The sequence below is a fragment of the Flavobacterium sp. RSSB_23 genome (assembly GCF_051547145.1).
Classification (GTDB): Bacteria; Bacteroidota; Bacteroidia; order Flavobacteriales; family Flavobacteriaceae; genus Flavobacterium.
In genome coordinates this window covers 42,083-68,715 of the sequence record NZ_JBPTTO010000005.1, presented here as the reverse complement: position 1 = coordinate 68,715, position 26,633 = coordinate 42,083, and the positions used below count along the sequence as shown (strand labels likewise).

The following is a 26,633-nucleotide window of genomic DNA, read 5'->3' as shown; positions in this document are numbered from 1 at the left end:
TCTGTTTGTTGTAATTTAAAAGAGTGTTTTATAAGACAGATTTCATTGATTATGTTAGAAATCAATGAAATCTGTTTTTTATAATTTACTTTCTACTCCACCCATTTGTAATAACGAGCTCCTAGTAAGTTGGGATTTTCGTTTTCGATACGGTCCAAAATCCATTCGTTTTGTGGGGTGCGAATGCTGTGTTTTTGTTCCTTTTTGTGGAGTTTTTCGTAGGTTTCAAAATCAATAGCGACACTTTTTTCTAAAGTTTCAAATAGCGCCACGGGTTGCAAGGCTTTTTTCCAATCCGCTTGAATGGTTCCCTCGAAAACTTTCGATTTTGAACCGCTTCCGTAGGCTAAAAAGCCCATTTTTTTGTTAGCAATTTCAGTATTGTTTTCTGAAAAATGTGCCAAAGTCGATAATAACCCCATAAAAATAGAACCCGTATATAAGTTTCCAATTAAAGAGGAAGCGATTTCTGCAGGCTGTAATTTTTGACTCACAAAATCTTGATAAGCCGGAGTTTTGCTGATTTCTTTGAGCTTGTTTTGGTATTCTTCTGGAGTTTCGTTTCCAGTAATAATTGCTTCGGTTGCATCTAAAGCATAAATCTCAGTCAACATACGTCGTCCTTGAAAGGCATACGGTAAGTGCATCACAATGCTTTTCCAGCTGTTATAAATCGTTTCAGAAGTATTTTTTGCTTTTTTGAAAGCAAAATAGGCATCTTTGGTACGGTCCATATAGCATTGGTTCGAATACTGCCCGTCAAACACTGGTTGGTCTTTGTGAATTTCGATTTCGTCCTCCAAATTATCAAACCAAGCCTCGTTGTTGTTATTGCCTGTGATTTCTTGTTTTGAGATAATTCTGTAAGGTTTGAAAAAGTCAAATACGCCTTTGGTACTTACGCCCCAATGGTTGTCAAAAGCAATAATTCTTGGGTTAGCAGAGATGAGTATGGCTACAGCTCCTGCGCCTTGGGTGTATTCTCCAGTGGAGTTGAGGTCGTATTTGGCAAAATCCGTAGTAACAACAATTGCTTTTTTGGTGGGATTCAACTGCACGAAATCCAAGCAGTTTTGTAGTGCATCTACCCCTCCGATACAAGCAAAAGTGAAATCAACTGCATCGCAATGCGTTAAACAGTTTTCTCCAAATTTTTGTTCCATCAAGGCTACCAAAAAGGAAGCGATGGGTTTAGAGCTGTCTATGGCGCTTTCGGTTCCAACGTAAATTCTAGCAATGTCCTCTAAAGCTATTTTTTGGTCTTGGATGAGTTTTGTTAAAGCATTGGCGCCAAAAACCACAGTATCTTGGTGGGCATCGGCGAGAGTCATATTGGTCAATCCGAGTCCTTTTTGCAATTTTGCGGGTTCTATATTTCGAGCTTCTGCTAAGGTTTGTATGGGTAAGTGTATTTTGGCTACATCAAAGGATAGGGCGTCAATTCCGATTTTCATGGTACAAATTTTTGAATTGCAAAGGTAAAATGACAGGGGGCAAATACAAGGTTTTTGGGGGAATATTCTGTTTTTGGAATGCATTTTTTTTGATTAAAAGCAAAACAAAAAACTTTGTTGTCAAATCTGTAATTTTAGTTTCTTTTTGGTCGAAAATACTGTAGATATGGTAATTGTATTTTTTTTCTTTTTTTAAGTTTTGTTTAGAGTAAAAAGCCAAAAAATAGCTGTAATACAGTAGGATATTAAACACTTTAAAATCATTATAAATAGTTGTAAAAAGGTTGTGATTCATGAGTAATTCGCTTATTTTTGTGTGAAATTTTTAATAATCTATATAAAAAAATTATGGCACAAACTGCATTGTTAAAGTCTTCCATAGCCAGAAAAGTGGCAATGGCACTTTCGGGACTTTTCTTAATTACTTTCTTGTCATTGCATTTTTTCATTAATATGATATCGGTTTTTAGTGCGGATACTTTTAATGCAATGTCTCACTTTATGGGGTACAACCCAGTAATCCAATTTGTTATGCAACCTATTCTAATTGCAGGTGTGGTTTTTCACTTTGTAATGGGGATAGTTTTAGAATTACAAAACAAAAAAGCAAGACCTGTAGCTTACGCCAAATATGATGGAGCAGCGAATGCTTCATGGGCTTCTAGAAATATGATTATTTCTGGATTGGTGGTTTTGGCTTTTTTAGGATTACACTTTTATGATTTTTGGGTACACGAAATCACTTACAAATATGTAGAGGTAGGTGCAATAAATGAAACCCGTTATTTTGAAGAATTGGTTCACAAATTTGAAAGCCCAGTGCGAACAGGTATTTACGTTGGAGCTTTTGTTTTGTTGGCCTTACACTTGTGGCATGGCTTCAGTTCTTCTTTTCAATCAGTAGGATTCAATAACAAGTTTTCTTCTACTATTCAAAAATTAGGATATGCGTTTGCAATTGTGGTTCCTTTCGGATTCATTTTTATTGCTTTATTTCATCATTTTAATCATTAATATCAATTGATAATGAAACTAGATTCTAAAATACCAGAAGGTCACATTTCTCAAAAATGGACGGATTATAAAGATCACTTAAAATTAGTTGCTCCCAACAATCGCCCTAAGATTGATATTATTGTTGTTGGAACAGGACTTGCAGGAGCTTCTGCTGCGGCTTCATTTGCAGAAATGGGGTACAATGTAAAAGCATTTTGTTATCAAGATTCTCCACGTCGTGCACACTCTATTGCTGCACAAGGAGGAATTAATGCTGCCAAAAACTATCAAAATGACGGAGATAGTACATTCCGTTTGTTTTACGATACCATCAAAGGAGGAGATTACAGAGCACGTGAAGCTAACGTACACCGTTTAGCAGAAGTATCAAGCAATATTATTGACCAATGTGTGGCTCAAGGAGTTCCTTTTGCACGTGATTACGGAGGATTGCTTGATAACCGTTCTTTTGGAGGAACTCAAGTACAACGTACGTTTTACGCAGCAGGTCAAACAGGACAACAATTGTTGCTAGGAGCTTATTCTGCTTTGTCAAGACAAATTGGTCTTGGTAAAGTAGCTATGTACAACCGTCATGAAATGTTGGAATTAGTAAAAGTGAATGGTAAAGCTCGTGGTATTATTGCACGTAACTTAGTAACTGGTGAATTAGAGCGTCACTCAGCTCACGCAGTAATCATAGCAACTGGAGGATACGGAAATGTGTATTTCCTTTCTACGAATGCTATGGGTTCTAACGTTACTGCAGGTTGGAAAATTCACAAACAAGGAGCTTTATTTGCTAACCCTTGTTATGTTCAAATTCACCCAACTTGTATTCCAGTTCACGGAACCAATCAATCTAAATTAACGTTGATGTCTGAGTCATTAAGAAACTCAGGGCGTATTTGGGTACCAAAGAAAAAAGAAGATGCTGAAGCGATTCGTGCGGGTAAATTAAAACCAACACAAATTGCAGAAGAAGATAGAGATTACTATTTAGAAAGAAAATACCCTGCGTTTGGTAACTTAGTTCCTCGTGACGTTGCTTCTAGAGCAGCGAAAGAAGTTTGTGATGCTGGTCACGGAATTGAAGCTAACGATACTAATGAAGGAGTTTATTTGGATTTCTCTTCTGAGATTCAATCTAAAGGAAAACAAGTAGCTTACGCCAAAGGAAATCACAATCCATCTCAAGAAGAAATTACTGCTTTAGGTAAAAAATGGTTAGAGGAGAAATATGGTAACTTGTTTACTATGTATCAAAAAATCACTGACGAAAATCCATACGAAACGCCAATGAAGATTTATCCAGCGGTTCACTATACTATGGGTGGTGTTTGGGTTGATTATAACTTGCAATCTACAATTCCGGGTTGTTTCGTTGCTGGAGAAGCTAATTTCTCTGATCACGGCGCGAATCGTTTAGGAGCTTCTGCTTTGATGCAAGGTTTGGCAGATGGTTATTTTGTATTGCCTTACACGGTTTCTGATTACTTAGCCGATGATATTCGTACAGGAAAAATTTCTACTGATTTGCCAGAATTCGTTGAAGCTGAAAACAATGTGAAAGCAAGTATCGAAAAATTCTTGAACAATAACGGAACTAAAACTGTAGACCATTTCCACAAACGCTTAGGTTTGATTATGTGGAATAAAGTGGGTATGGGACGTAATGAAAAAGGATTGAAAGATGCTATTCAAGAAATTGCAGCTTTGAAAGAAGAATTTTATAAAGACGTTTTTGTTCCAGGAAGTGCTGATGAATTGAATCCAGAATTAGAAAAAGCACTTCGTGTAGCTGATTTTATTGAATTAGGACAATTGATGGCAATTGATGCATTACAAAGAAAAGAATCTTGTGGTGGTCACTTCCGTGAGGAGTATCAAGATGCTGAAGGGGAAACTCTTCGTGATGACGAAAACTTTAAGTTTGTTGGCGCATGGGAATATATGGGCTATGACATTAATCAAGAGGTACTTCACAAAGAAGAATTGAAATACGAGTTTATTAAAATAGCAGCTAGAAATTATAAATAGTAATTATGAAAAAAACTATAGTATTCCTTTTTTTAATTCTTTCTGTTAATTTATTTGCTCAAAACGAGTTAAAGTCAGGTATTCAAGCTTTTCAGAAACCGAGTGAGGGAAAAAGTCTTGTGTATATTGTTAAATCAGGGGCAGGAGCACTTGTTAATTTTAGAGCCTTTTTAAATGATAAGTTCCTAGGTGTCCTTTCAAGTGATAATTATATAATAGTAGAGTGTGATCCTGGAAATCATTTGTTTTGGGCTACATCCGAAAATAGAGATTTTATTGAGGCAAATTTATTACCAAACAAAGTTTATGTTTTAAACGCTGAGGGGCAGATGGGTGCATTTGTAGCAGGAGTTTCATTTGAACAATTGAATCCAAATGAAAAAAGCAACAAAAATTTATTTTCAAGAAAAATAAAGAATAGTAGTGCTGTTGTGTACAATCCAAATAATCCTAGCACTGACGATAAAGCGGACAATATTAGTAAAGGATTAGCTAAATATGAAGATTTAAAAAAAGAAAAATCTTCTAAAATCATACAATTAAATAGTGATCTTTATTTTGAAGATGCTGAAAAATTTCAAAAAAACTAGAAGCCATGAGTGCAGCAAAAAATATCAATATAAACCTTAAAATTTGGCGTCAAAAGAATGCTAAATCAAAAGGAAGCATGGAAAGTTATAAATTAGATAACGTTTCTACTGCCAGTTCGTTTTTGGAAATGTTAGACCAATTAAACGAGCAATTAGTTAACGAAAGAAAAGAGCCTATCGCTTTTGACCACGACTGTCGTGAGGGAATTTGTGGAATGTGTTCTTTATATATTAACGGACGTGCTCACGGACCAGACACAGGAATTACTACTTGTCAGTTGCACATGAGAATGTTCAACGATGGCGATACAATTTACATCGAGCCATGGAGAAGTGCTGCTTTTCCTGTGATTAAAGATTTAGTTGTAGATCGTTCTTCATTTGATAGAATCCAACAAGCGGGAGGTTTCGTTTCTGTAAATACTTCTGGTAGAACAATGGATGCGAATGCTATTCCAATCCCAAAACACGATGCAGATAGAGCTTTTGAAGCAGCAGCTTGTATTGGTTGTGGAGCTTGTGTGGCTACTTGTAAAAATGGTTCAGCGATGTTGTTCGTTGGAGCCAAAGTTTCACAGTACGCACTTTTACCACAAGGAAAAGTTGAGGCTACCAACCGTGTATTGAATATGGTTCGTCAGATGGATGAAGAAGGATTCGGAAACTGTACTAATACTGGAGCTTGTGAAATTGAATGTCCAAAAGGAATTTCTTTAGAGAATATTGCTCGTATGAACAGAGAATATTTGGCAGCAAGTTTGAAATAATTGTCTTAGTTTAAGATAAAAAGTAAAAAACGCATCCATTCTTGGATGCGTTTTTTTATGTCTTTAATAGAGGGATTTTGTTTCGTTTATGTGTTTATAGTCAATTTTTACTAAATTTAAATTATGAAAATAGCCATTCTACAAACTGCCTTAGTCTGGGAAAATCCAGCAGCGAATCGAATTCATTTTGAAGAAAAAATCAATGCGATTGATGAACCAATTGACCTAATTGTACTACCTGAAATGTTTACTTCAGGTTTTACTATGCATCCTCATTTGGTTGCAGAACCGATGCTAGGCGAAACGATGGTGTGGTTGCAACAGTTGGCCAAAGCAAAAAATGCAGCCATCACTGGGAGTTTGGTTATTACCGAGAAAGGAAATTTCTATAACCGATTGGTATTTGTTTTTCCTTCTGGAGAAGTACAATTTTATGACAAAAAGCACTTGTTTACTTTGGCAGGAGAGGATAAAAAGTATACAGCTGGCAAAGAAAAAGTAATCATAGATTATTTGGGTTGGAAAATTTGTCCATTGATTTGTTATGATTTGCGTTTTCCTGTTTTTGCACGAAATAGTGAAGAGTACGATGTATTACTTTATGTAGCGAATTGGCCCAATACTCGAATTAATGCTTGGGATGCCTTGCTCAAAGCTCGGGCGATTGAAAATATGTGTTATGCAATTGGAGTGAATAGAATAGGAGTAGATGCCAATAACCATATATACAACGGACATTCGCAAGTGCAAGATTTTTTGGGTCGTGCCATTGTAGAACCACAAGAGTCTGAAGGTGTTTTTATAGCTACTTTAGAAAAAAGTGCACTATTGGAAACCCGACAAAAACTAGGTTTCTTGAACGATAAAGATGATTTTGAAATCAAGTAAATTGATTAAGAGTTCGCTTTATTCAATCACACGAATTACCGTTTTTGGGTTTTTACATCGTACCGTTATCTTTTGAAAAAACCATTCGTTTCCTTTTTTGTTGGCTGTAAAATCCATTTTTCCTTGGTTATGATTTCCTTTGATTCGAATAGTCGATGCAATAGAGGTGTCGTTATTAGAATAAGCAGTAGTACCCTCCAAAATAGTTAATTTATCGATGGCTTCAATAGTTCCAAAAGTGGATTTGCTTTTCGAATTCGCATTGGCTATAGCAATCGCTTTTTCAAAAACTTTAGTATCAGAATAGGCTTTAATAAACTGAGGAGCTTCGTTGTTTAAAACTGGAATAATGGTATAAAAAGTCAAAATTAGGATTACAATTGTAGTTGGAAGTAGCCATTTCCAATTTCGTTTCGTCCAAGAATCACTATCAATTCCATCATTGTTCATCGCTTCTATTTTTTCTTCTTCTTATCCTTGTCCTCTTTCTTTTTAGGTTCAGGAGTGTAAGGAATGCTGAGGTCAAAAGTTTCGTTGTCATTCCAATTTGCCCGGACATCTTTTATAACTTTCGAATAATAGATTACTTCTTCTGCTTGACGTTTTTCTAAATAATTCCCACTATCCCATTTTTTGTTTTTATTATCATCATAGATAATTCTTAGGATGTAATCTTTAGGTTCAAGGAAATTGAATTCAACTTTAGTGTTTTTTTCGGAGTAATCGTGAGCAAGTATTTCTCCTTTTTCATTTGTTAATTCAATAATTATTGGAAAACGTTTAACGTTTTGCAAATCAACAATTAAATTCCCATAATCACTTTCACTTCGGGTTTCTAATTTATAGTTCAAAGTATCGTTTGATTTCTCAAAAAAGTCAGTCAATGCTCCTGGTAATAACTGAATTTGATATTTTTCTGAAGTGTTTTTTGGAAAGTTTAAAACTAACTTTTGATTAAAATCGTCATAATTTGGAGTGAACTCGGTTATTTTTGTTTTGCTGTCTTTTATAGAAATTTTACTCTTATCAATTTTAACTAATGGTGTGGAGGATTCTAAAGTAAATTCATCTCTCATATTCAAAATCCCGGTCTGAACAGCACTTATACTTAAAGTATCCTTTTTCTGATTTTTGATTTTTACACTAAAATCGTTTGCATAGCTTTCTTTCTTGATATTTAATAGCAAAGAGTCTGCTTTTATAGGTTTGTACCATACTTGAAGCGAGTCTTTTTTTGGAAACTGCGTAACAATACTTTCTAGAATTTGATTGTTATTTTTCAAGATGATTTTAGGCTTAGATTTTGAAAAATCTTGTTTTCCATCGTACCCAATGGCTATTCTGTTTCCTGAAACTTGAGAAGGTTTGTAGGCTTTAAACGGAAGCTCTTCTTTGAACAATTCAATTTCATATACCGTATCATTTGGGATGGTTATGAATTGTTTATGAAACCCAATTTTTTCTGTTTTCGGATTGAATTTATTGTTGTTATTGCGGTCTTTCATAGCTACCAAAAGGTATTTTCCCGCCTTTAGATTTTCTAAACGAAACGTCTTTAAACTATCCAATGTATTGGTAATGTATCTTGGTGGACTAGTGTACACTACTGAATCTTTGAATTTTTCATTCACTTCATACAACATTACAGAAACAAACGATTCTACTTCTCTATCAAGAGCGTCTTTTACTCTACCACCAAGAGCAAGCGAATCGATATAAGGTCCCGTAGAGAAAACATACTTGAATTGGTTCAAAGGATTTCCTTCGTTGTTGTCGGCAATGCTTTGTCCAAAATTGAAGCTGTAAGTTGTATTGGGTTGTAAAGTGTCTTTGATTTGAATAGTAAGGTATTTCGTTACCGTAGACGGAATAATCAAAGGCTCATTTTTCATCGGTGGCGAAACAATCAGTTGTTTTTCCAGTCCTTTTAGTTTTATATACTCATCGAAAGTGAGTTTGATTTGATTGCCTTTAAAATTGGTGCTAAAATTTTCTGGAAAACTAATCTTAAGTGTTGGGGCTATGGTATCTTTCAAACCGCCTGTGATACTTCCTTTTTTGGCACAGCCAATACAAACGAAAAGAAAAAGGAACAAAATAAAACGGTAATTGGATTGCGACATATCAGTTTAACATTAGAGAGTACAAAATAACAATTATATTTACTGTAATCGAAATTATTTAGCGATTTATTGGCATTTCTCTTGTAGTAAAATTTAGGTTTTTCATATTTTGTATATTGGTTATTCTTACATTTGTTGTGACTTTTAATAGCTGTTTCTTTTGAAAAGTAGATTAGGTTTTGCGCTTCTATTGCTTTTGCTTTTGGCCTGCCAACCAAGCAAAAAACCAGCTATATCATTTTATTATTGGAAAACAGTTTTTGATTTGACCCCAAAAGAACAAGCGGTATTGACTCAGAACAACGTCAAAAAACTTTATGTACGTTATTTTGATCTTATTCTAAATGTTGCTTCCCATAATGTTTATCCCGCAAGTCCGATTCATTTTACAACACCTATTCGGCAATTTACAGTAGTTCCTGTGGTGTATATTAAGAACCAGATTTTTTTAGACACTACAGTTGCAATCCCCGAATTAGCTAGGAAAACAGTCGATTTAATCACAAGAATCAATACCTCTAATGGAATAAATTGTCAAGAGATTCAGCTAGATTGCGATTGGACATTGAGTACCAAAGAACGTTACCTAGAATTTGTTGAGGTTTTTAAAAGAATTTCACAAAAAAGAATTTCAGCAACCATCCGATTGCATCAAGTAAAATATTTCAAAAAGACTAAAATTCCTAATGTAGATTCGGGGGTTTTGATGTATTATAATATGGGCAAAATTGCTCCCGATTCGCTCAATTCTATTTATGACCGAAAAATAGCCGAGAAGTATTTGGCAAGTTTAAAGAAGTATCCACTACAACTCAATTTTGCATTACCGATTTATTCTTGGTGTATTCATATTCAAAACCAAAAAGTAATCGGGGTGCGTACTAAAATTAGCGTCGCTGATTTAGTAAAGGACAAAAAATTTAAACGAGAAGATGAAAAACATTTTAGGGTGATACAATCTAACTACAAGAATGGCGTTTTTTATCAAGAAAATGATGTCTTGAAATTAGAATCTATTGCTTCTTCAGATTTGTTAGAAATGGCCTCAGATTTGAAAGAGAACACCAAAGAGTCTCCTAACGAAATACTATTTTACGATTTAGACCAATTCAATTTTAATAGCTATGAAAAATCAATTTTTGAGCAATTTATTGCTGTTTTTTAGTGCCATTTTACTCATGGTGTATGGTATAATTTATGCCTGTGCTGATGGTGATTATGGCGATTTTTCATTTGATTCAAATTTTACTCCCGAAACCTTTGTCGATGCTTCCTACGAACCGCTGTTTTTATCTGGGGATGTTTTTTATTCCATTCGCTTTGAAGATAATTATAACACTAGGTTCAACGAATCGATTAGAACCGATTGGGAAACGTATCTGAAAGGGAAAGCGGATTCGGCCACGGTTCATTACTTTTTGTTTGATAGTAGTGCTGTAGCGGTTCAAGATATTCATGCTTTTTATAACACCAAAAAAAGTACTAAAAACGTTGTGAAATGGGAATCCAAATTAAAGTTAAAAGATTCAAAAATTAAAAACTTCATCGACTTTTTGTATCTCGCCAAACAAGTTGAAACGGTTTCCGTAAATGCCGATTATTGGAGCTATGATCCTGTTACTGTTAAAACGTTTGAAGATGTAGGAACGGTAAAAGCCATCGAAAATAATTATAAAAATGCTAAAGACGCTTTTCTTAAAAACAGGTATTGGTTTCAAACGATGAAGGCTTATTTTTATAGTGATGATCGCAAACAAGCTTTTGATTTTTTTCAAAAAACTGAAGCAACTGTTCCTAAAAATGTATTGTATTACCGCGCATTGTCTTACTTGGCCGGTTTTTATTATAAAGAAAAAGAGTATGCCAAGTCTAATTATTTCTATGCGATAGTTTTTGATAAGTGCCCTGAAATGCGAGTCGTTTCGGCTTATAATTTTCATCCTCAAGAGGAGAAAGATTGGAACGCTTCTTTGGCTATGGCCAAAGATAATAAGGAGAAAGCAGCGCTTTGGGCGATTCAAGGGTATTACAAAGACGAGGTTCGTGCTATGGAGAAAATTTTTGAATTGGATCCAAAATCTACACATTTGGATTACCTCTTGACGCGTTTGATTAACAAAACCGAGCAAAATATAAATCATTCTTTCTCTAAAACAGATGAAAGTAATGATGCGAAAAAACAAACCGTTTCTGAAAACAAATCCGATAATAAAAAGAAGATTGACGCCAAAGTTTTAGGATTAGTGACCAAAATAGCTGGGGCTGAAACCACGGCTCAACCGTATTTATGGGATATGGCTTTGGGGTACTTGTATACCTTAAGAGAAGATTTTTCAAAAGCAGAGGCTTTTTATACGAAAGTGGAGCAAAAAATGCCTGCGAAAAAACTTGCCAATTATCAGTTGCGTTTGCTTCGTTTTGTGAATAATTTGAGCAAAATAGAAAAATTAACTGCTCAAAATGAAAAAACGATTATCAAAGATTTAAAATGGCTATACCACGAACTGCCTAAAGAAAAAGGAATTCCAGAATTCAGATACCAAAATGCGACCAATTGGAGTAAAAAATATTTAGCAGCGCTATACAGAGCTAGTGGGAACAGAGTGATGGCTGAATTGTTTGATGACGCCAATGATTACTGGGGGTATGGAAATAATTTTTATGATGCCACTGCCGATTTGCAAGCCATGAAAGCCTTTTTGATCAAAACAAACAAAACCGAGTTAGAACAAGTAGGGCAAAGTGTGTATGGTGTAAAATTGGCCGAGATAAATAATTTTCAAGCGGTCAAAGCCACTTTCAAAAATGATATTCCTGCGGCTATCGAGTTTATGAAGCAATCCGATTCGCTTCAAAATACTGTTTTTTATGGGAATCCTTTTAATGGAGGCATCAAAGATTGTCACGATTGTGATCATGTGGCGTATCAAAAAAAGAAATATTCGCAACTAGATTTTCTGACCACTATCAAAACGATGCAAGATAAGCTTGAGGCTAAGGAAGAGGTGTATACCAATAGTTTGTTGTTAGGCAATGCCTTTTATAACATCACTCATTTTGGGAATGCTCGAATTTTTTATGAGTCCAAAATTGCAGGATATGGTTCTAGTCCCTATAGTTTTAGAGAGCCAATCAAAAAAATGATTACGGACTGTAGCCTAGCCAAAATGTATTATCAAAAAGCGTTTGAGGCAGCAAAAAATAAGGAACAGAAAGCCAAATGCTTATACATGATGGCCAAATGTGAGCGAAACGAATACTATAACAAGAAGTATAGCGCGATTACGAATGTTTGGGAAATTCCAGAAGAAGAAGTAAATTTTATCGCGTTTGATGGTTTTGTAAAATTGAAAACAAATTATTCAGATACCAAATACTATCAAGAGGTGATTGGCGAATGCGGATATTTCAGAACGTATGTCAATCAATAGTTGATATATTTGCGGTTTTAAAAGTGAGACAAATGAACAAAATAGAACACATAGGAATAGCAGTCAAAGATTTGCAAGCATCCAATTTACTTTTCGAAAAATTATTTGGTGCGCCCGCTTACAAAGAAGAAGAAGTAGCTTCTGAAGGAGTAAAAACTTCTTTTTTTCAAAACGGCCCTAATAAAATAGAATTATTAGAAGCGACTCATCCAGAAAGCCCAATTGCTAAATTCATTGAAAAAAAGGGTGAGGGCATTCATCACATAGCCTTTGATGTAACCGATATTGTAGCAGAAATAGCTAGATTAGAAAAAGAAGGATTTGTGGTGCTTAATTCAGTGCCAAAGAAAGGTGCCGACAATAAATTAGTCGCTTTTTTACATCCAAAATCCACCAATGGAGTCTTGATTGAGTTGTGTCAGGAAATTAGATAGTTTTTTTTGAATTTTTATATTGCTTCATTATCAGTAGATTCCATTTGGGAGGCTTGTGTATAATGATAAAATTCAAAATCCACGACCAAAATATTTGGTCTGAACAAAAAATAGTAGTAATATTGCAAACTCTAAACCGGTCCTATAGCTCAGCTGGTTAGAGCACCTGACTCATAATCAGGTGGTCCCTGGTTCGAGCCCAGGTGGGACCACAAGTAAGAAAACCCTTCTTGAAAACTTTCAGGAAGGGTTTTTTGGTAAAAAAAAGCGATTTTAATTTTTTTATGAATTAAAATATTGGTTATTTTGCCGAGAAATTAAGGCATTAGTTTGCTAATGCGTAGATAATTATGAAAGACAAATTAAAAAGAGTAGTGAGTTTGTTAGTGCTTCTTGTTAGTAGCACTTCGTTGTACGCTGCTGGTCCGCCAAGCCCAGGCAGAAGACCGCCACCGCCTCCAAAATTACCAATTGATGACTATATTGGTATAGTGGTTATCCTTTCGATTCTTTATGGCTTTTATGTCATCAGTTATAAATTAAAAACAAAAACTCCAAGATAGCTTGGAGTTTTTTATTTTATAGTTGTACTGGCTTTTAAATCATAATTGGGTTTTAGTTTAAAGAATGCAAGCGAGCTACATACTTTCCTATCACATCGAATTCTAGATTTACAACAGTGCCGACCTTAAAATTATGAAAATTAGTGTGCTCATAAGTATAAGGTATGATGGCAACACTAAATTTGTTTTTTTCTGAATTAATAACCGTTAAACTTACGCCGTTAACGGTTATAGATCCTTTTTCAATAGTAATATTGCTACGGTTAGGGTCGTATTCAAAAGTGTAATGCCAACTTCCATTTGTTTCATAGGCTTCAACACAAGTGGCAGTTTGATCCACGTGTCCTTGAACAATATGACCATCTAATCGATCGCCTAATTTCATGGCTCTTTCTAGATTGACTTCGTCATTTACATTCCAATTGCCAATATTGGTTTTGTTAATTGTTTCGCCTATTGCGGTAACCGTATATTTTGTTTCGTTTATAGCAACTACTGTAAGGCAAATACCATTGTGGGCTACGCTTTGGTCTATTTTTAGTTCGGGTGTGATGCTGGAGGAAAGTGTAAGATGCAAGTTGTTTTGCTCTTTTTTTATTTCTGTTACAATACCAAGGGTTTCTATAATTCCTGTAAACATTCTTATTTTATTTTACTAAATTTGTAGCTCAAAATTAGTAATAAAAAACGGAGCTCATGAATAAAACTGCAGAAAATATAATAGTTGGAATTTCGATAGGAGATTTAAACGGTATTGGAAGCGAAGTAGTCTTAAAAACTTTTGAGGATGCTCGAATGTTGGAATTTTGTACTCCTGTAATTTTTGCTAATGTGAAAATTGTTTCTTTTTTGAAGAAAGGCTTTGAGTCTACTTCAAGTATTCACGGGATTGATAAACTGGATCAAATAGTTTTAGGTAAAATTAATGTTTTTAACCTATGGCGTGAAGGTGTTGATTTGAATTTAGGAACAAATGACGATAAAGTTGGGGAATATGCTATTAAGTCATTTGTTGCAGCTACCAAAGCTTTAAAAGAAGGGATTGTAGATGTTTTGGTTACTGCCCCTATCAATAAATACAATATTCAATCGGAAAGTTTCAAATTCCCTGGTCATACAGATTATTTAGCACAAGAGTTAGAGGGCGATGCCTTAATGCTGATGGTTAGTGATAATTTACGTGTAGGTTTGCTTACAGATCATGTGCCATTGAATGAAGTAGCGGGACATTTGACTGAGGAATTGATCAAGAAGAAAATTGAAACCGTAAAACAAAGTTTAATCAGAGATTTTAGTATCAATAAGCCTAAAATTGCTGTTCTTGGGTTGAATCCACATTGTGGTGATGGTGGAGTGATTGGCTCAGAGGATGATGCTGTGCTTAAGCCAACCTTGAAAAAAATATTCGATAAAGGGACGCTGGTTTTTGGTCCTTTTCCTGCAGATAGTTTTTTTGGAAGCAATCATTATGAGAAATACGACGCTATTATTGCTACATATCATGACCAAGGGTTGATTCCTTTTAAAACATTGTCTTTTGGTCGAGGAGTGAATTATACCGCTGGATTAGATAAAGTAAGAACCTCAGCGGATCATGGAACTGCTTACGATATTGCTGGTAAGAACCAAGCGGATTTTACCTCTTTTAAAGAGGCTGTTTATTTAGCAATAGACATCTATAAATCAAGAATTCAGTACCAAGAAGTGAGCTCAAATCCACTAAAATTAAAAGAAAAACAGTTATAAACAAAAAAAGGTGAATAACATTATTAGATTTATAATAATTTTATATCTTTGCACCCCGATTCAGACAATTCAGAATAGGGAAAATTGTTGATGAAATGAACAAGAGAAAAGAATTCATAATTCCATTCGTGGGATTGAAGCTAGGGAAACATCAATTTGAATACCAAATCAATAATTCGTTCTTTGAGATCTTTGACTTTAGTGAGTTTGAAAAATCAAACATCAAAGTAAATGTAGTTTTAGAAAAAAAAGCGAATTTATTAGAATTAGATTTTAAACACAAAGGAACCGTTCAAGTACCTTGTGATTTAACAGGGGAAGAATTTGATTTACCGATAAAAGGTAAAATTAAATTAATTGTTCGTTTCGGAGAAACGTTTAATAATGACAACGAAGAGTTATTAATTTTGCCATTTGGAGAATTTGAGCTAGATATTGCACAGTACATCTATGAAATGATAGTGTTGTCAATTCCCTTAAAAAGAGTTCATCCTGGGGTAAAAGATGGTACTTTGCAATCAGAAGCTTTAGAAAAGCTTAAAACAATGACTGCAAAAAAAGAAGTAAAAGAGAAGAATAAAGAGAATAAGCAACAACAGAATCAAGAAAATATTGACCCTAGATGGGACAAATTAAAGCAACTATTAACGGATAAATAATATAGTAAAATGGCACATCCTAAAAGAAAAGTCTCGAAAACAAGAAGAGATAAGAGAAGAACACATTACAAAGCAACTGTAGCTCAAATCGCTACTTGTCCTATTACAGGAGAAGCACATTTATACCACAGAGCTTACTGGCATGAAGGTAAAATGTACTACAGAGGGCAAGTTGTTATAGATAAATCTGTAGCTGTTGCTTAATACGTTTTAGCAAAAAATAGTAGAACTCTCACTTTGTGGGAGTTTTTTTTATTGTTTATAATTTTCTCAAATAAGAAAAGCTAAAACAGTACTTTTAGAATAAATTTTGTAATTTTCAGGTCTTTTAAATTAAAAAATCAAGTAGTAATATTTGATAGTAATAGTCGTACACAATGAATGCAATTACCGCAGCAATTACCGCAGTAGGTGGGTATGTCCCGGACTTTGTGCTTTCAAACAAAGTATTGGAAACCATGGTTGATACTAATGATGAATGGATCACTACTCGTACTGGAATTAAAGAAAGAAGAATATTAAAGGAAGAAGGAAAAGGAACTTCATTTTTGGCCATTAAAGCCGCACAAGACTTAATAGCAAAAGCTAATATTAATCCACTAGAAATAGATATGGTGATTATGGCAACTGCCACACCAGATATGCCAGTAGCATCAACAGGTGTTTATGTTGCTACAGAAATTGGTGCAACCAATGCTTTTGCGTACGATTTACAAGCTGCTTGTTCTAGTTTCTTATACGGAATGTCTACTGCAGCAGCTTACATTCAATCAGGAAGATATAAAAAAGTATTGTTAATAGGAGCTGATAAAATGTCTTCTATTATCGATTATACAGACAGAGCCACTTGTATTATTTTTGGCGATGGCGCAGGAGCGGTTTTATTCGAGCCTAATTATGAAGGATATGGTTTGAAAGATGAATATTTAAGAAGCGATGGCGTAGGTCGTGATTTCTTAAAAATTCCTGCGGGAGGTTCTATTCTTAGAACATCGGCTCAAACGGTAGAAGAGAACATGCACAATATCATTCAAGACGGTAAAACAGTTTTTAAATATGCTGTAACCAATATGGCGGATGCAAGTGAATTGATTTTGCAAAGAAATAATTTGACCAATGAAAATGTTGCTTGGTTGGTGCCTCACCAGGCAAACAGAAGAATTATCGATGCAACGGCCAACAGAATGAACCTTGAAGAAGAAAAAGTGTTAGTTAATATCGAGCGTTATGGTAACACAACATCGGCGACTTTACCTTTAGTGCTTCATGATTTTGAAAAGAAACTAAAAAAAGGAGATAATATTATATTTGCTGCTTTCGGAGGAGGATTTACTTGGGGGTCAATTTATTTAAAATGGGCCTACGACACAAAATAAATTAAAACTAAAAACAAAACAATTATGGATTTAAAAGAAATTCAAAACCTAATCAAATTTGTAGCAAATTCTGGAGTTGCTGAGGTTAAGTTAGAGATGGATGATGTGAAAATCACTATTAGAACAACTTTAGAAGGTAATGTAACAGAAACTACTTATGTTCAGCAATTACCAACTCAAGCGGCAATTCAACCAGCAGTTATACCACAAATTGCTCCAGTTGTTGCAACACCAGAAGCAGCGCCAAAAGAGGATAATTCAAAATTTATTACAATCAAATCACCAATTATTGGTACTTTCTATAGAAAACCTGCTCCAGATAAACCAGTTTTTGCTGAAGTTGGAAGCACAATTGCTAAAGGTGATGTTCTTTGCGTAATTGAAGCAATGAAACTTTTCAATGAAATTGAATCAGAAGTTTCAGGAAAAATCGTGAAAATCTTAGTAGACGATATGTCTCCTGTAGAGTTTGACCAACCTTTATTTTTAGTAGATCCATCATAATTTTTAAAAATTCCAATAGACAAATCACAAAATCCAATACGTTGGAATTTGAAGATTGGAATTTGTAATTTTAAAAAAAACAAGATGTTTAAAAAAATATTAATAGCAAATAGAGGAGAGATTGCTCTTAGGGTTATTAGAACGTGTAGAGAAATGGGAATCAAAACAGTAGCGGTTTACTCTACTGCAGATGCTGAAAGTTTACACGTAAAATTTGCTGACGAAGCCGTTTGTATCGGACCTGCACCAAGTAATTTGTCATACCTTAAAATGTCAAATATTATTGCAGCAGCAGAAATTACTAATGCCGATGCCATTCACCCAGGATATGGATTCCTTTCTGAAAACGCTAAGTTTTCAAAAATTTGCCAAGAACACGGTATTAAATTTATTGGTGCAGCTCCTGAAATGATTGATCGTATGGGAGATAAAGCTTCTGCAAAAGCGACTATGATTGAAGCAGGAGTGCCTTGTGTACCAGGATCTGTTGGAATTCTTGAATCTTACGAACAAGCAGCGGCATTAGCCAAAGAATTTGGATATCCAGTGATGTTGAAAGCAACTGCTGGTGGTGGTGGAAAAGGGATGCGTGCTGTTTGGAAAGAAGAAGATTTATTGAAAGCTTGGGAAGGTGCTCGTCAAGAATCGGCAGCCGCTTTTGGTAATGACGGAATGTACTTAGAGAAATTAATCGAAGAGCCACGTCATATCGAAATTCAAGTAGTGGGAGATGCTTACGGTAAAGCATGTCACCTTTCTGAAAGAGATTGTTCTGTACAACGTCGTCACCAAAAATTAACAGAAGAGACGCCATCTCCGTTTATGACAGATGAGTTGCGTACTAAAATGGGTGAAGCTGCTGTAAAAGCTGCAGAATACATTAAATACGAAGGCGCTGGAACTGTTGAATTTTTAGTAGACAAACACCGTAATTTCTACTTTATGGAAATGAATACTCGTATCCAAGTAGAACACCCAATCACTGAACAAGTAGTAGATTATGACTTGATTCGTGAGCAAATATTAGTAGCGGCAGGTGTGCCAATTTCTGGAAAGAATTATTTCCCAAATTTACACGCTATCGAATGTCGTATCAATGCGGAAGATCCTTACAATGATTTCCGTCCTTCTCCAGGAAAAATTACTACCTTACATATGCCAGGCGGACACGGAGTTCGTTTAGATACTCACGTGTATTCTGGATATACTATTCCACCAAATTACGATTCGATGATTGCTAAGTTGATAACTACTGCGCAAACTCGTGAAGAAGCGATTAGCAAAATGCGTAGAGCTTTGGATGAATTCGTAATTGAAGGAATCAAAACTACTATTCCTTTCCACAGACAGTTAATGGATGATCCTCGTTATATAGCAGGAGATTACACGACTGCCTTTATGGATTCTTTTAAAATGAATGATCCAGAATAGATGGAAAATAATTACTATAAAAAAACCTCGCAATTTGCGAGGTTTTTTTGTGGGTTACTATAAGGTTTCTTTCAACCATTTATAGAATTCTTTTTGCCAAACTTGGGCATTTTGTGGCTTCAATACCCAATGGTTTTCTTCTGGAAAATACAAAAAGCGACTTTTGATACCTCTTAATTGTGCCGCCTGAAAGGCTTCTTGCGATTGGCCAATCGGTACTCTAAAATCAATACCTCCTTGAATAATCAAAATTGGGGTATTCCATTTGTCTACCAATGTGATTGGGTTAAAAGTAGTGTAGGATTTTTGCGCCACTTTATTGTCTTTTTCCCAGTATGCTCCTCCAAAATCCCAGTTGTTAAAGAAGACTTCTTCGGTGGTGCCAAACATACTCTGCGTATTGAAAACGCCATCGTGGGCAATAAATGTTTTGAAACGATTGTTGTGAATTCCAGCCAAATAAAACACGGAATAGCCACCGTAACTAGCGCCTACACATCCCAGACGTGATTTGTCTACATACGATTCTTTGGCGACGTCATCAATGGCAGATAAATAATCGTCCATCACTTGTCCGCCCCAGTCACCTGATATTTTTTCGTTCCATTCTTGTCCGTGGCCGTACATTCCTCTTCGGTTTGGAGCTACTACTACATAGCCTTGAGCTGCCATCAAAGAGAAATTCCAACGGAAGGAATAACTTTGTGTTAACGGAGATTGTGGCCCACCTTGGCAGTATAGCAACGTCGGGTATTTTTTTGTTGCATCGAAATTCGGAGGCAAAATCACCCAAACCAACATTTTTTTACCATCGGTTGTGGTAACATAGCGGCGTTCGGTTTTACTTAACGCTAAAGTGTTGTACGTTGCTGTATTGACATTAGACAATTGTTTCCAAGTGTTTTTCTTTAGATTATAAGAAAAAATTTCAGCAGCGTGATTCATATCGGTTCTCGTTACCAAAACTTGGTCGCCGGAAAAGCCAATAATATCGCTTACATCAAAATCACCATTGGTAATTTGGCGAACTGTTACTGCAATTCTAGTCATTCCGGGGAAGTTCACTGCAAACAATTGCTTGGTACCGTCTACTGCAGCTACAAAATAGACGTTCTTTCCGTCTAGACTCCACACAAACTGGTCTACACTTCCGTCCCAATTGGCAGTAAGGTTCATTTTGATGCCTTTGAAATCTACAATGATGTCGTTTTTATCGGCTTCATAACCATCACGCTTCATTTGCAACCAAGTCAAGTGACCTGCTGGAGAGAATTGAGGCGCCGTGTCGTACCCTAAATTGCCTTCGGTTCGGTTGATGGTTTTACCAGTTTCGAGTTGGTATTCGTAAATGTCGGTATTCGTAGAAATAGCATATTGTGTACCTGTTTTTTTCTTGCATACATACAAAATACTTTTGCTATCTGGTGACCAAATATAATCTTCGTCTCCACCAAAAGGTTTTTGTGGGCTATCGAAATTTTCACCTTTTAGGATATCGATTCCTGTGGCGCCTTCTTTGTTTTCCTTATAAAACACGTGGTTGAATTTACCTTCATTCCAAGTGTCCCAGTGGCGGTAATCGAGACCGTTGTAGATTTGTACATTCGATTTTTCTAGTTCAGGATAGAAATCTTTTCCGTGTACTTTGTCGATTTTTACTTCCTCGTTATAGACAAGATATTTACCATCTGGCGAAGTGTTTTTATCGTTTAGCAGTTCTTTGGTTTCTTTAATTTCGATGGCATTGCCGCCTTCGATGGGAAGCGAATACAACTTAGAGCTGGATTTGTTTTCAACCACAGAGGGTGTGCTAACTTTATAAATGACGTTTTTTCCGTCTTTTGAAAGGCCTAGAGGTGTTACGCGACCTAGTTTCCAGAGCAGCTCGGGAGTCAGTGTGTTTTGAGCCATTGTTGTCAAACTCATCATGGATAGGGTTAATAAAAGAATCTTTTTCATTGTTTTCAATTTTAAAACGTAAAAATAATCATTTAAATCGACTTGTTTTGGATAGTAGTCTCATTGCTCGCTTTAAAAACAAAATAGCTTGTAAAATAAATTAATTTGCCATGGATGCTACTGATGAAGCAGATTAGAACGGATTCTAATTAGTTTATATTTATTGTTAACCGTGCAAAATCTGTTTTATCCGCGTAATCGGTGTTCCATTTTGAATTTTATTGTTGACGCTATTTTAATTCTGTAAAGAGAATATCTTGTGGTGCACTTAGTTTTAGCCCAGATGGGAACGGCATCCTTTTCTATTTTTCTTTAAAATAGAAAAGATACAGTGGACAGCTGGAAATAGCTCCTAAAAAATAGTATTTTTATAAAAATTTTCGAAAGATGCATTTGAGTTATTGGGAAATAAAAAATTGGTTTACCGACGTAGATTACACGATTGTGGGAAGTGGGATTGTGGGTTTGCACGCCGCATTGCGGTTGAGAGAGCGATTTCCTGCTGCCAAAATATTGGTGTTAGAGAAAGGAATGTTGCCGCAAGGTGCTAGTGCCAAAAACGCTGGATTTGCTTGTTTCGGAAGTCTCTCGGAGATAGTCGAAGATTTAAAAACGCATACCGAAGAAGAGGTAATTGCTTTGGTGCAAAAGCGTTGGTCGGGTTTGCAATTGTTGCGCAAACGGATTCCTGATGCGGTTTTGGATTACAAACCTTTTGGCGGCTATGAATTGTTTTTGGAAGACGAAGAGAGTTTGTACACCGAGTGTGTCAATAAAATGCCTTTTGTCAATGAAATTCTGAATCCTATTTTTAGAGGAGGCGTTTTTACTAAGGAAGTGGACCGTTTTGGATTTAATGGGACAAAAGAATACTTGATTTTTAATCCTTTTGAAGGACAAATTGATACCGGAAATATGATGCAAGAGTTGTTGCGTCAAGCCGTAGCGGCCAATATTTTGATTCTGAATCAGCAAACGGTTACGGGGTTTGAGGATAAGGGTTCAGGTGTTGAAGTAGCTTTGGGTGATTTTAGTTTTACGACCCAAAAGTTATTGTTTGCAACCAACGGTTTTGCTGCTGAACTCACGAAAGGTCAAGTAAAACCCGCACGAGCTCAAGTGCTGATTACAGAACCTATTCCGAATTTGGACATTAAAGGAACTTTTCATTTGGACCGCGGGTATTATTATTTCAGAAATATTGGTGACCGAATTTTATTAGGCGGTGGACGAAACTTAGCTTTTGAAGAAGAAACCACTACCGAAATGGGGCAAACCGAAATTATTCAAAAAAGATTGGAACAATTATTAAAAGAAGTAATTTTGCCAAATCACGACATTGAAATTGCACACCGTTGGAGTGGAATTATGGGAATAGGCGCGAGCAAAAATCCTATAGTAACCAACCTGTCCCAAAATGTATATTGTGGCGTCCGTATGGGCGGAATGGGTGTGGCAATTGGCAGTTTAATAGGAACCGAATTAGCAGATTTAGTATAATGGCAACCAAAATTAACCCAAAAAAGACAACTTCAAAAAAACCGGTGAAGAAACAAGAATCTAGTTTTGGAAGTAAAGTGAAACGCTTTCTGTTCAAGGCGTTAATGTGGTTCTTTGGGCTTTCTGTTTTTTTTGTGGTGCTTTTTAAATTCGTTCCCGTTCCTTTTACACCGCTTATGGTGATTCGTTATTTTGAAAATGTTGCTGACGGAAAAGAGAATCATTTTAGTCACGATTGGGAACCCATCGAAAATATTTCTATGAATTTGCAAAAAGCCGTAATCGCTAGCGAAGACGGTACTTTTTTGACCCACAATGGTTTTGATTTTTTGGCGATGCAAAAAGCTTATAAAAGCAACGAAAGAGGACGAAAAATAAAAGGCGGAAGCACCATTTCGCAGCAAACCGCCAAAAATGTATTTTTGTGGCAAGGTAGAAGCTACTTGCGCAAGGGATTAGAAGCTTATTTTACCGTACTAATCGAAATGATTTGGGGTAAAAAACGCATTATGGAAGTCTATTTGAACAGTATAGAAATGGGCGATGGCGTGTATGGCGCCCATGCTGCGACCCAATATTGGTACCGAAAAGACGCCTCGAGTTTGACCAAAATGCAAGCCGCAGGAATTGCCGCTATTTTACCCAACCCGCGCAAATATAAAGCCACAAGTTCGTCTTCTTACATCAACAATCGAAAAGCAAAAATCGTTCGTGTAATGGGGCATGTAGGAACTATAGACTACAAATGAGACAGTTAAAACTCTTGTTTTTACTGCTGTTTGGGATGCCTTTTTTGGGTTTTGCCCAAACTTTCGACAGCAAGCAAGTGGGAGTAGAACTCGACAATGATTTGTATGCTTCTTTAAAAAATGACCGCTATTACACCAACGGAATTACGCTGTTTTATGCTTATTTAAATCAAAAACAATCCTCAATTTTATTAAAAAAGACTACCGAATTCCGATTAGGGCAATACATCTACACTCCCAGAACCCGATTGGCCAACGCCATTAAAGACAACGATCGCCCTTTTGCAGGGTATTTGTTTGGAGAGGTCAATCAAACCTTTTTTATGACCAACCATATCGTTTATCAAGGAACGGTACAAATAGGTTTTGTAGGCCCCAACTCGTATGCCGAAGAAATGCAAAACGGATTGCACGATGCCTTTTCGTTGCGCCATGTGCAAGGTTGGCAAAACCAAATCAAAAATACCTTCGCGCTGCAGACTCAATTTCGCTTTTCCCAAAAGCTTTTTCCAAACGTGACCACCCCTCATTTTGATGTTCATTTTCAAGGGCAAGCGACTTTAGGAACCGTACAAACCGCCCTTAATTCTGGTTTTTTTGCAAGAATAGGTTTGAAAAATTTGCAACCCATAGCTCATTCTAATTTTTATAGTGGCGGCGTATTAGGCACTTCCAAAACAGAGGAATTGTATTTTTTTATCCACCCTAGTTTGCAGTATCAAGCCTATGACGCAACGGTTCAAGGCAGCCTTTTTGGAACGCAAAGCCCGGTAGAATTAAACCTGATTCGTTGGCGCTGGCACACTGCGGTGGGCATCAAGTACCGTTACAATCATTTCAATTGTCAGTACACTTTTTTTTACCGCTCCAAAGAGGTCAATCATCCTGTCAATACAGGCTATTATTATGGCTCGATTGGGCTAACTTACAGCTTTAGGTAATTGATAAGGAGCAGAACGTTTCCTTTTCATCACAACGCCTCGTCCTGCTCTCCGCTATATCTTTGCTTTTTGAAAGAAAAAAGCAAAGGATGCCGCTGCGATCAGGGCTAGATAGGACTTTTTGTTTTTCAGAAGCACGATTTTAAGTTTAAATCTTTTTTTTTATAATAGTAAAATTGATTAATTTTATGTTTCTAAAACCTAAAAATCAACACTTTAACTATGAAAAATTTCATTTTCACATTCGTCTTATTACTGTGTTCTGCCATATCATCAAAAGCACAAATTTCTTTAAATGATGTGAATAAGGCAACAGCAGTTGGTAGCAAAGCAGCGCTATCCTCATTTGATGTAAGTGGTATTAGTTCTCAAATTTTGGGCACTTTAAAACCAAAACTCAACTTAACACCTGAACAAGTGCCTCAAGTAACTTCAATTGTTACCGAACTCTTGAATAAAAAGAAAAATGCATTGCCAATGATGGCTTCCAACAAAGCAGGATACAACTCTGTAATGTCTGGCATACAGAGTGCTTTCCCTTCAAAAATGAAAACTGTTTTAAAAGCTCAGCAATACGCAACTTTACTTGGATTAATGCCTAAGTCTCCAAGTTCAACAAATATTTTGTCGAAGTTATTGTTTTAGCTATTTATCTGGTTTCTGATTACAATAACCATTTATAAATGCTGTTGTGAGTATGAAGAACTAGTAGCAAATTTGTCTATAACTATTGGTGTTTTTTACGTTTACTACTTCTAGTTTTTCTAAAAAATCAATAAAAAAGCCTTAAAAACATAAGTTTCTAAGGCTTTTTTGTGGAGAAGATGGGGCTCGAACCCACGACCTCTTGACTGCCAGTCAAGCACTCTAGCCAACTGAGCTACATCCCCATGACTATGTCGCAAATATAGTATTTTAATTAATGAATACGCAAATTTATACTTCACAAAAAAAGCTTTAGCTGCAAAAAAAGAAGTGGGTTATGGAAATAATTTTAACTTTACGCTAAAATAAAAAGCATGTCACAAATGATTGCCTCAGGTACACTTACCACAACGATTGCCAATGGTATTGCAACACTTACCTTTGGTCACCCCGCCAGCAATTCTTTTCCTAAAGCCCTTTTGCAGCAACTCACAACCGCGATTCAGGAAGTAAGTGCTAATGATGCCGTTCAGGTGTTGGTACTGCAGAGTGAAGGTACAGGTGTTTTTTGTGCAGGTGCGTCTTTTGATGAGCTTTTGGCGGTGAGTACCGAAGCAGAAGGAGCGATTTTCTTCTCAGGATTTGCGCATGTAATCAATGCGATGAGAGCTTGTCCAAAAGTGATTATTGGTCGCATTCAAGGAAAAGCCATTGGAGGTGGAGTTGGTATTGCTGCTGCTTGTGATTATACCTTGGCTACTCGTCAGGCTAGTATCAAATTATCAGAACTCGCCATCGGAATTGGTCCTTTTGTGATTGAGCCAGCAGTGAGTCGTAAAATAGGAAAAATGGCAATGTCCCAAATGACTATGGAGGCTCAAGAATGGAAATCGGCTGAGTGGGCACAGCAACAAGGTTTGTATGCCGCTATTTTTGAAACCCTTCCAGATTTGGACGCAGCCGTGCAACAAATGGCTACACAACTAGCTAGCTACAATCCGCAAGCTTTACTCGAAATCAAGAAAGTATTTTGGGAAGGCACCGACCATTGGGCAACTTTATTGCTGGAACGTGCCGCGATTTCTGGACAATTGGTGCTTTCTGATTTTACCAAAAACGCTTTACTTCAATTTAAAAAATAACGACAATGACCCCTTTTTCTTTACTTCAAAAAGTAGATGTAGCCAAAAAAATAGCCCAAGCTCCTGATAAGAGTTACGAAATAGGAGTGGTAATTGGCTCGTATTTGCCTTTCGTGGTTTTGGTTGGATTTGCTTATTGGATGTATTACCGAGCAAAAAAAAGAGACGAAAACCGCTAAAATTCCTTAAATTTGCTGCCAAATTCAATACAGATGAGTAATATCAGAATCACCAAAAAATTTAGTTTCGAAACCGGTCATGCTTTATATGGTTATGATGGGAAATGCAAAAATGTACACGGACACAGTTACAAATTATCAGTAACTGTTATCGGCTCTCCTATAACCAATCGATCGAACGTAAAATTAGGAATGGTGATTGATTTTACCGATTTGAAAAAAATTGTCAAAGAAGAAGTAGTAGATCAATTTGACCACGCTACAGTTTTCAACCAAACGACTCCTCATATTGAATTGGCAAAAGAATTAAAAGACCGTGGACATCACGTAATTTTGGTCGATTATCAGCCTACCAGCGAGAACATGATTGTTGATTTTGCGGCAAGAATCAAAAGCCGATTGCCAGAGGGAATTAACTTATTCTCTTTAAAATTACAAGAAACCGAATCTTCTTTCGCAGAATGGTTTGCCAGCGATAATGTATAGTAGATAACTATATTACAAGTTTTATCCCAA

The 26,633-nt window shown here is 36.1% G+C and carries 27 protein-coding genes and 2 tRNA genes; 23 read left to right on the top strand and 6 right to left on the bottom strand.

Annotation, left to right across the window (positions count from 1 at the left end; genetic code table 11):
* Positions 1-92 precede the first annotated feature (92 nt).
* Positions 93-1,454 carry a hydroxymethylglutaryl-CoA synthase family protein gene (locus ACSVH9_RS09745; RefSeq protein WP_438063552.1) on the bottom strand — a complete coding sequence of 454 codons (1,362 nt, stop codon included), beginning with the start codon at positions 1,452-1,454 and terminating at the stop codon, positions 93-95.
* Positions 1,455-1,802: 348 nt separating this feature from the next.
* Between ACSVH9_RS09745 and ACSVH9_RS09740 the strand changes: the two genes are divergently transcribed.
* The 5 genes from ACSVH9_RS09740 (at position 1,803) to ACSVH9_RS09720 (ending at position 6,735) form a co-directional block, all read left to right on the top strand.
* Positions 1,803-2,468 (top strand): succinate dehydrogenase cytochrome b subunit, encoded by a 666-nt coding sequence (locus tag ACSVH9_RS09740; RefSeq protein ID WP_438063551.1) that lies wholly within the window; start codon positions 1,803-1,805, stop codon positions 2,466-2,468.
* A 12-nt stretch (positions 2,469-2,480) separates the two neighbouring features.
* Positions 2,481-4,490 (top strand): fumarate reductase/succinate dehydrogenase flavoprotein subunit, encoded by a 2,010-nt coding sequence (locus tag ACSVH9_RS09735; RefSeq protein ID WP_438063550.1) that lies wholly within the window; start codon positions 2,481-2,483, stop codon positions 4,488-4,490.
* A 5-nt stretch (positions 4,491-4,495) separates the two neighbouring features.
* Positions 4,496-5,080 carry a hypothetical protein gene (locus tag ACSVH9_RS09730; RefSeq protein WP_438063549.1) on the top strand — a complete coding sequence of 195 codons (585 nt, stop codon included), beginning with the start codon at positions 4,496-4,498 and terminating at the stop codon, positions 5,078-5,080.
* 5 nt (positions 5,081-5,085) lie between these two features.
* Positions 5,086-5,847 carry a succinate dehydrogenase/fumarate reductase iron-sulfur subunit gene (locus tag ACSVH9_RS09725; RefSeq protein ID WP_315144464.1) on the top strand — a complete coding sequence of 254 codons (762 nt, stop codon included), beginning with the start codon at positions 5,086-5,088 and terminating at the stop codon, positions 5,845-5,847.
* 123 nt (positions 5,848-5,970) lie between these two features.
* Positions 5,971-6,735 carry an amidohydrolase gene (locus ACSVH9_RS09720; RefSeq protein ID WP_438063548.1) on the top strand — a complete coding sequence of 255 codons (765 nt, stop codon included), beginning with the start codon at positions 5,971-5,973 and terminating at the stop codon, positions 6,733-6,735.
* Positions 6,736-6,753: 18 nt separating this feature from the next.
* Here ACSVH9_RS09720 and ACSVH9_RS09715 read toward each other — a convergent pair whose 3' ends face one another.
* Both ACSVH9_RS09715 and ACSVH9_RS09710 read right to left on the bottom strand, forming a co-directional pair.
* Positions 6,754-7,185 carry a cytochrome c oxidase assembly factor Coa1 family protein gene (locus ACSVH9_RS09715; protein WP_438063547.1) on the bottom strand — a complete coding sequence of 144 codons (432 nt, stop codon included), beginning with the start codon at positions 7,183-7,185 and terminating at the stop codon, positions 6,754-6,756.
* Positions 7,186-7,190: 5 nt separating this feature from the next.
* A complete protein-coding gene (locus tag ACSVH9_RS09710; RefSeq protein WP_438063546.1) occupies positions 7,191-8,858 on the bottom strand; it encodes an Ig-like domain-containing protein in 1,668 nt (555 codons plus the stop codon).
* Positions 8,859-9,018: 160 nt separating this feature from the next.
* Between ACSVH9_RS09710 and ACSVH9_RS09705 the strand changes: the two genes are divergently transcribed.
* From ACSVH9_RS09705 to ACSVH9_RS09685, 5 genes are all read left to right on the top strand, one after another.
* Entirely contained in the window at positions 9,019-10,023 is a 1,005-nt protein-coding gene (locus ACSVH9_RS09705; protein ID WP_438063545.1) for a hypothetical protein, read from the top strand.
* Positions 9,983-12,289: a hypothetical protein gene (locus ACSVH9_RS09700; protein WP_438063544.1), complete on the top strand. Its 2,307-nt coding sequence runs from the start codon at positions 9,983-9,985 to the stop codon at positions 12,287-12,289. Before ACSVH9_RS09705 ends, ACSVH9_RS09700 begins: the two co-directional genes overlap by 41 nt.
* Positions 12,290-12,321: 32 nt before the next feature.
* Positions 12,322-12,723 carry a methylmalonyl-CoA epimerase gene (gene mce, locus ACSVH9_RS09695; protein ID WP_438063543.1) on the top strand — a complete coding sequence of 134 codons (402 nt, stop codon included), beginning with the start codon at positions 12,322-12,324 and terminating at the stop codon, positions 12,721-12,723.
* Between the two features lie 138 nt (positions 12,724-12,861).
* Positions 12,862-12,935, top strand: a tRNA-Ile gene (locus ACSVH9_RS09690).
* Positions 12,936-13,073: 138 nt separating this feature from the next.
* Positions 13,074-13,286: a hypothetical protein gene (locus ACSVH9_RS09685; RefSeq protein WP_438063542.1), complete on the top strand. Its 213-nt coding sequence runs from the start codon at positions 13,074-13,076 to the stop codon at positions 13,284-13,286.
* A 52-nt stretch (positions 13,287-13,338) separates the two neighbouring features.
* Here ACSVH9_RS09685 and ACSVH9_RS09680 read toward each other — a convergent pair whose 3' ends face one another.
* Entirely contained in the window at positions 13,339-13,926 is a 588-nt protein-coding gene (locus ACSVH9_RS09680; RefSeq protein ID WP_438063541.1) for a riboflavin synthase, read from the bottom strand.
* 56 nt (positions 13,927-13,982) lie between these two features.
* On the opposite strand from ACSVH9_RS09680, the gene pdxA reads away from it, so the two are divergent.
* The 6 genes from pdxA (at position 13,983) to accC (ending at position 19,002) form a co-directional block, all read left to right on the top strand.
* Positions 13,983-15,032: a 4-hydroxythreonine-4-phosphate dehydrogenase PdxA gene (pdxA, locus tag ACSVH9_RS09675; protein ID WP_438063540.1), complete on the top strand. Its 1,050-nt coding sequence runs from the start codon at positions 13,983-13,985 to the stop codon at positions 15,030-15,032.
* 95 nt (positions 15,033-15,127) lie between these two features.
* Positions 15,128-15,691, top strand: a complete 564-nt coding sequence (locus ACSVH9_RS09670) for a YceD family protein (protein WP_438063539.1) — start codon at positions 15,128-15,130, stop codon at positions 15,689-15,691.
* A gap of 9 nt (positions 15,692-15,700) precedes the next feature.
* Positions 15,701-15,895, top strand: coding sequence for a 50S ribosomal protein L32 (gene rpmF / locus ACSVH9_RS09665; RefSeq protein WP_159689777.1), 195 nt, complete (start codon positions 15,701-15,703; stop codon positions 15,893-15,895).
* Between the two features lie 173 nt (positions 15,896-16,068).
* Positions 16,069-17,067 carry a beta-ketoacyl-ACP synthase III gene (locus tag ACSVH9_RS09660; RefSeq protein WP_438063538.1) on the top strand — a complete coding sequence of 333 codons (999 nt, stop codon included), beginning with the start codon at positions 16,069-16,071 and terminating at the stop codon, positions 17,065-17,067.
* Positions 17,068-17,091: 24 nt separating this feature from the next.
* The gene (gene accB / locus ACSVH9_RS09655; RefSeq protein ID WP_064715720.1) at positions 17,092-17,571 is read left to right on the top strand and encodes an acetyl-CoA carboxylase biotin carboxyl carrier protein; all 480 of its coding nucleotides are present in this window, start codon (positions 17,092-17,094) and stop codon (positions 17,569-17,571) included.
* A gap of 84 nt (positions 17,572-17,655) precedes the next feature.
* A complete protein-coding gene (accC, locus tag ACSVH9_RS09650) occupies positions 17,656-19,002 on the top strand; it encodes an acetyl-CoA carboxylase biotin carboxylase subunit (RefSeq protein ID WP_438063537.1) in 1,347 nt (448 codons plus the stop codon).
* A gap of 57 nt (positions 19,003-19,059) precedes the next feature.
* Here the strand turns inward: accC and ACSVH9_RS09645 are convergent, their stop codons facing one another.
* Positions 19,060-20,961 carry an alpha/beta fold hydrolase gene (locus ACSVH9_RS09645; RefSeq protein WP_438063536.1) on the bottom strand — a complete coding sequence of 634 codons (1,902 nt, stop codon included), beginning with the start codon at positions 20,959-20,961 and terminating at the stop codon, positions 19,060-19,062.
* 387 nt (positions 20,962-21,348) lie between these two features.
* Here ACSVH9_RS09645 and ACSVH9_RS09640 point away from each other — a divergent pair, with 387 nt between their 5' ends.
* The 4 genes from ACSVH9_RS09640 to ACSVH9_RS09625 all read left to right on the top strand — a co-directional run bounded on the left by ACSVH9_RS09640 (position 21,349) and on the right by ACSVH9_RS09625 (position 24,796).
* A complete protein-coding gene (locus ACSVH9_RS09640) occupies positions 21,349-22,461 on the top strand; it encodes an NAD(P)/FAD-dependent oxidoreductase (protein ID WP_438063535.1) in 1,113 nt (370 codons plus the stop codon).
* Positions 22,461-23,210, top strand: coding sequence for a monofunctional biosynthetic peptidoglycan transglycosylase (gene mtgA / locus ACSVH9_RS09635; protein ID WP_438063534.1), 750 nt, complete (start codon positions 22,461-22,463; stop codon positions 23,208-23,210). Before ACSVH9_RS09640 ends, mtgA begins: the two co-directional genes overlap by 1 nt.
* Positions 23,207-24,151 (top strand): lipid A deacylase LpxR family protein, encoded by a 945-nt coding sequence (locus ACSVH9_RS09630; protein ID WP_438063533.1) that lies wholly within the window; start codon positions 23,207-23,209, stop codon positions 24,149-24,151. The genes mtgA and ACSVH9_RS09630 overlap by 4 nt, the downstream gene beginning before the upstream one ends.
* Positions 24,152-24,373: 222 nt before the next feature.
* A complete protein-coding gene (locus tag ACSVH9_RS09625; protein ID WP_438063532.1) occupies positions 24,374-24,796 on the top strand; it encodes a hypothetical protein in 423 nt (140 codons plus the stop codon).
* Between the two features lie 171 nt (positions 24,797-24,967).
* On the opposite strand, the gene ACSVH9_RS09620 is transcribed toward ACSVH9_RS09625, so the two are convergent.
* Positions 24,968-25,041: transfer RNA gene (locus ACSVH9_RS09620), tRNA-Ala, on the bottom strand.
* 129 nt (positions 25,042-25,170) lie between these two features.
* On the opposite strand from ACSVH9_RS09620, the gene ACSVH9_RS09615 reads away from it, so the two are divergent.
* Genes ACSVH9_RS09615 through ACSVH9_RS09605 form a run of 3 tightly spaced genes read left to right on the top strand, consistent with a single transcriptional unit; the run spans position 25,171 to position 26,603 of the window.
* Positions 25,171-25,938, top strand: coding sequence for an enoyl-CoA hydratase/isomerase family protein (locus tag ACSVH9_RS09615; RefSeq protein ID WP_438063531.1), 768 nt, complete (start codon positions 25,171-25,173; stop codon positions 25,936-25,938).
* A gap of 5 nt (positions 25,939-25,943) precedes the next feature.
* Positions 25,944-26,117 (top strand): hypothetical protein, encoded by a 174-nt coding sequence (locus ACSVH9_RS09610; protein ID WP_438063530.1) that lies wholly within the window; start codon positions 25,944-25,946, stop codon positions 26,115-26,117.
* Between the two features lie 33 nt (positions 26,118-26,150).
* Positions 26,151-26,603, top strand: a complete 453-nt coding sequence (locus tag ACSVH9_RS09605; RefSeq protein WP_438063529.1) for a 6-pyruvoyl trahydropterin synthase family protein — start codon at positions 26,151-26,153, stop codon at positions 26,601-26,603.
* Positions 26,604-26,633 lie beyond the last annotated feature (30 nt).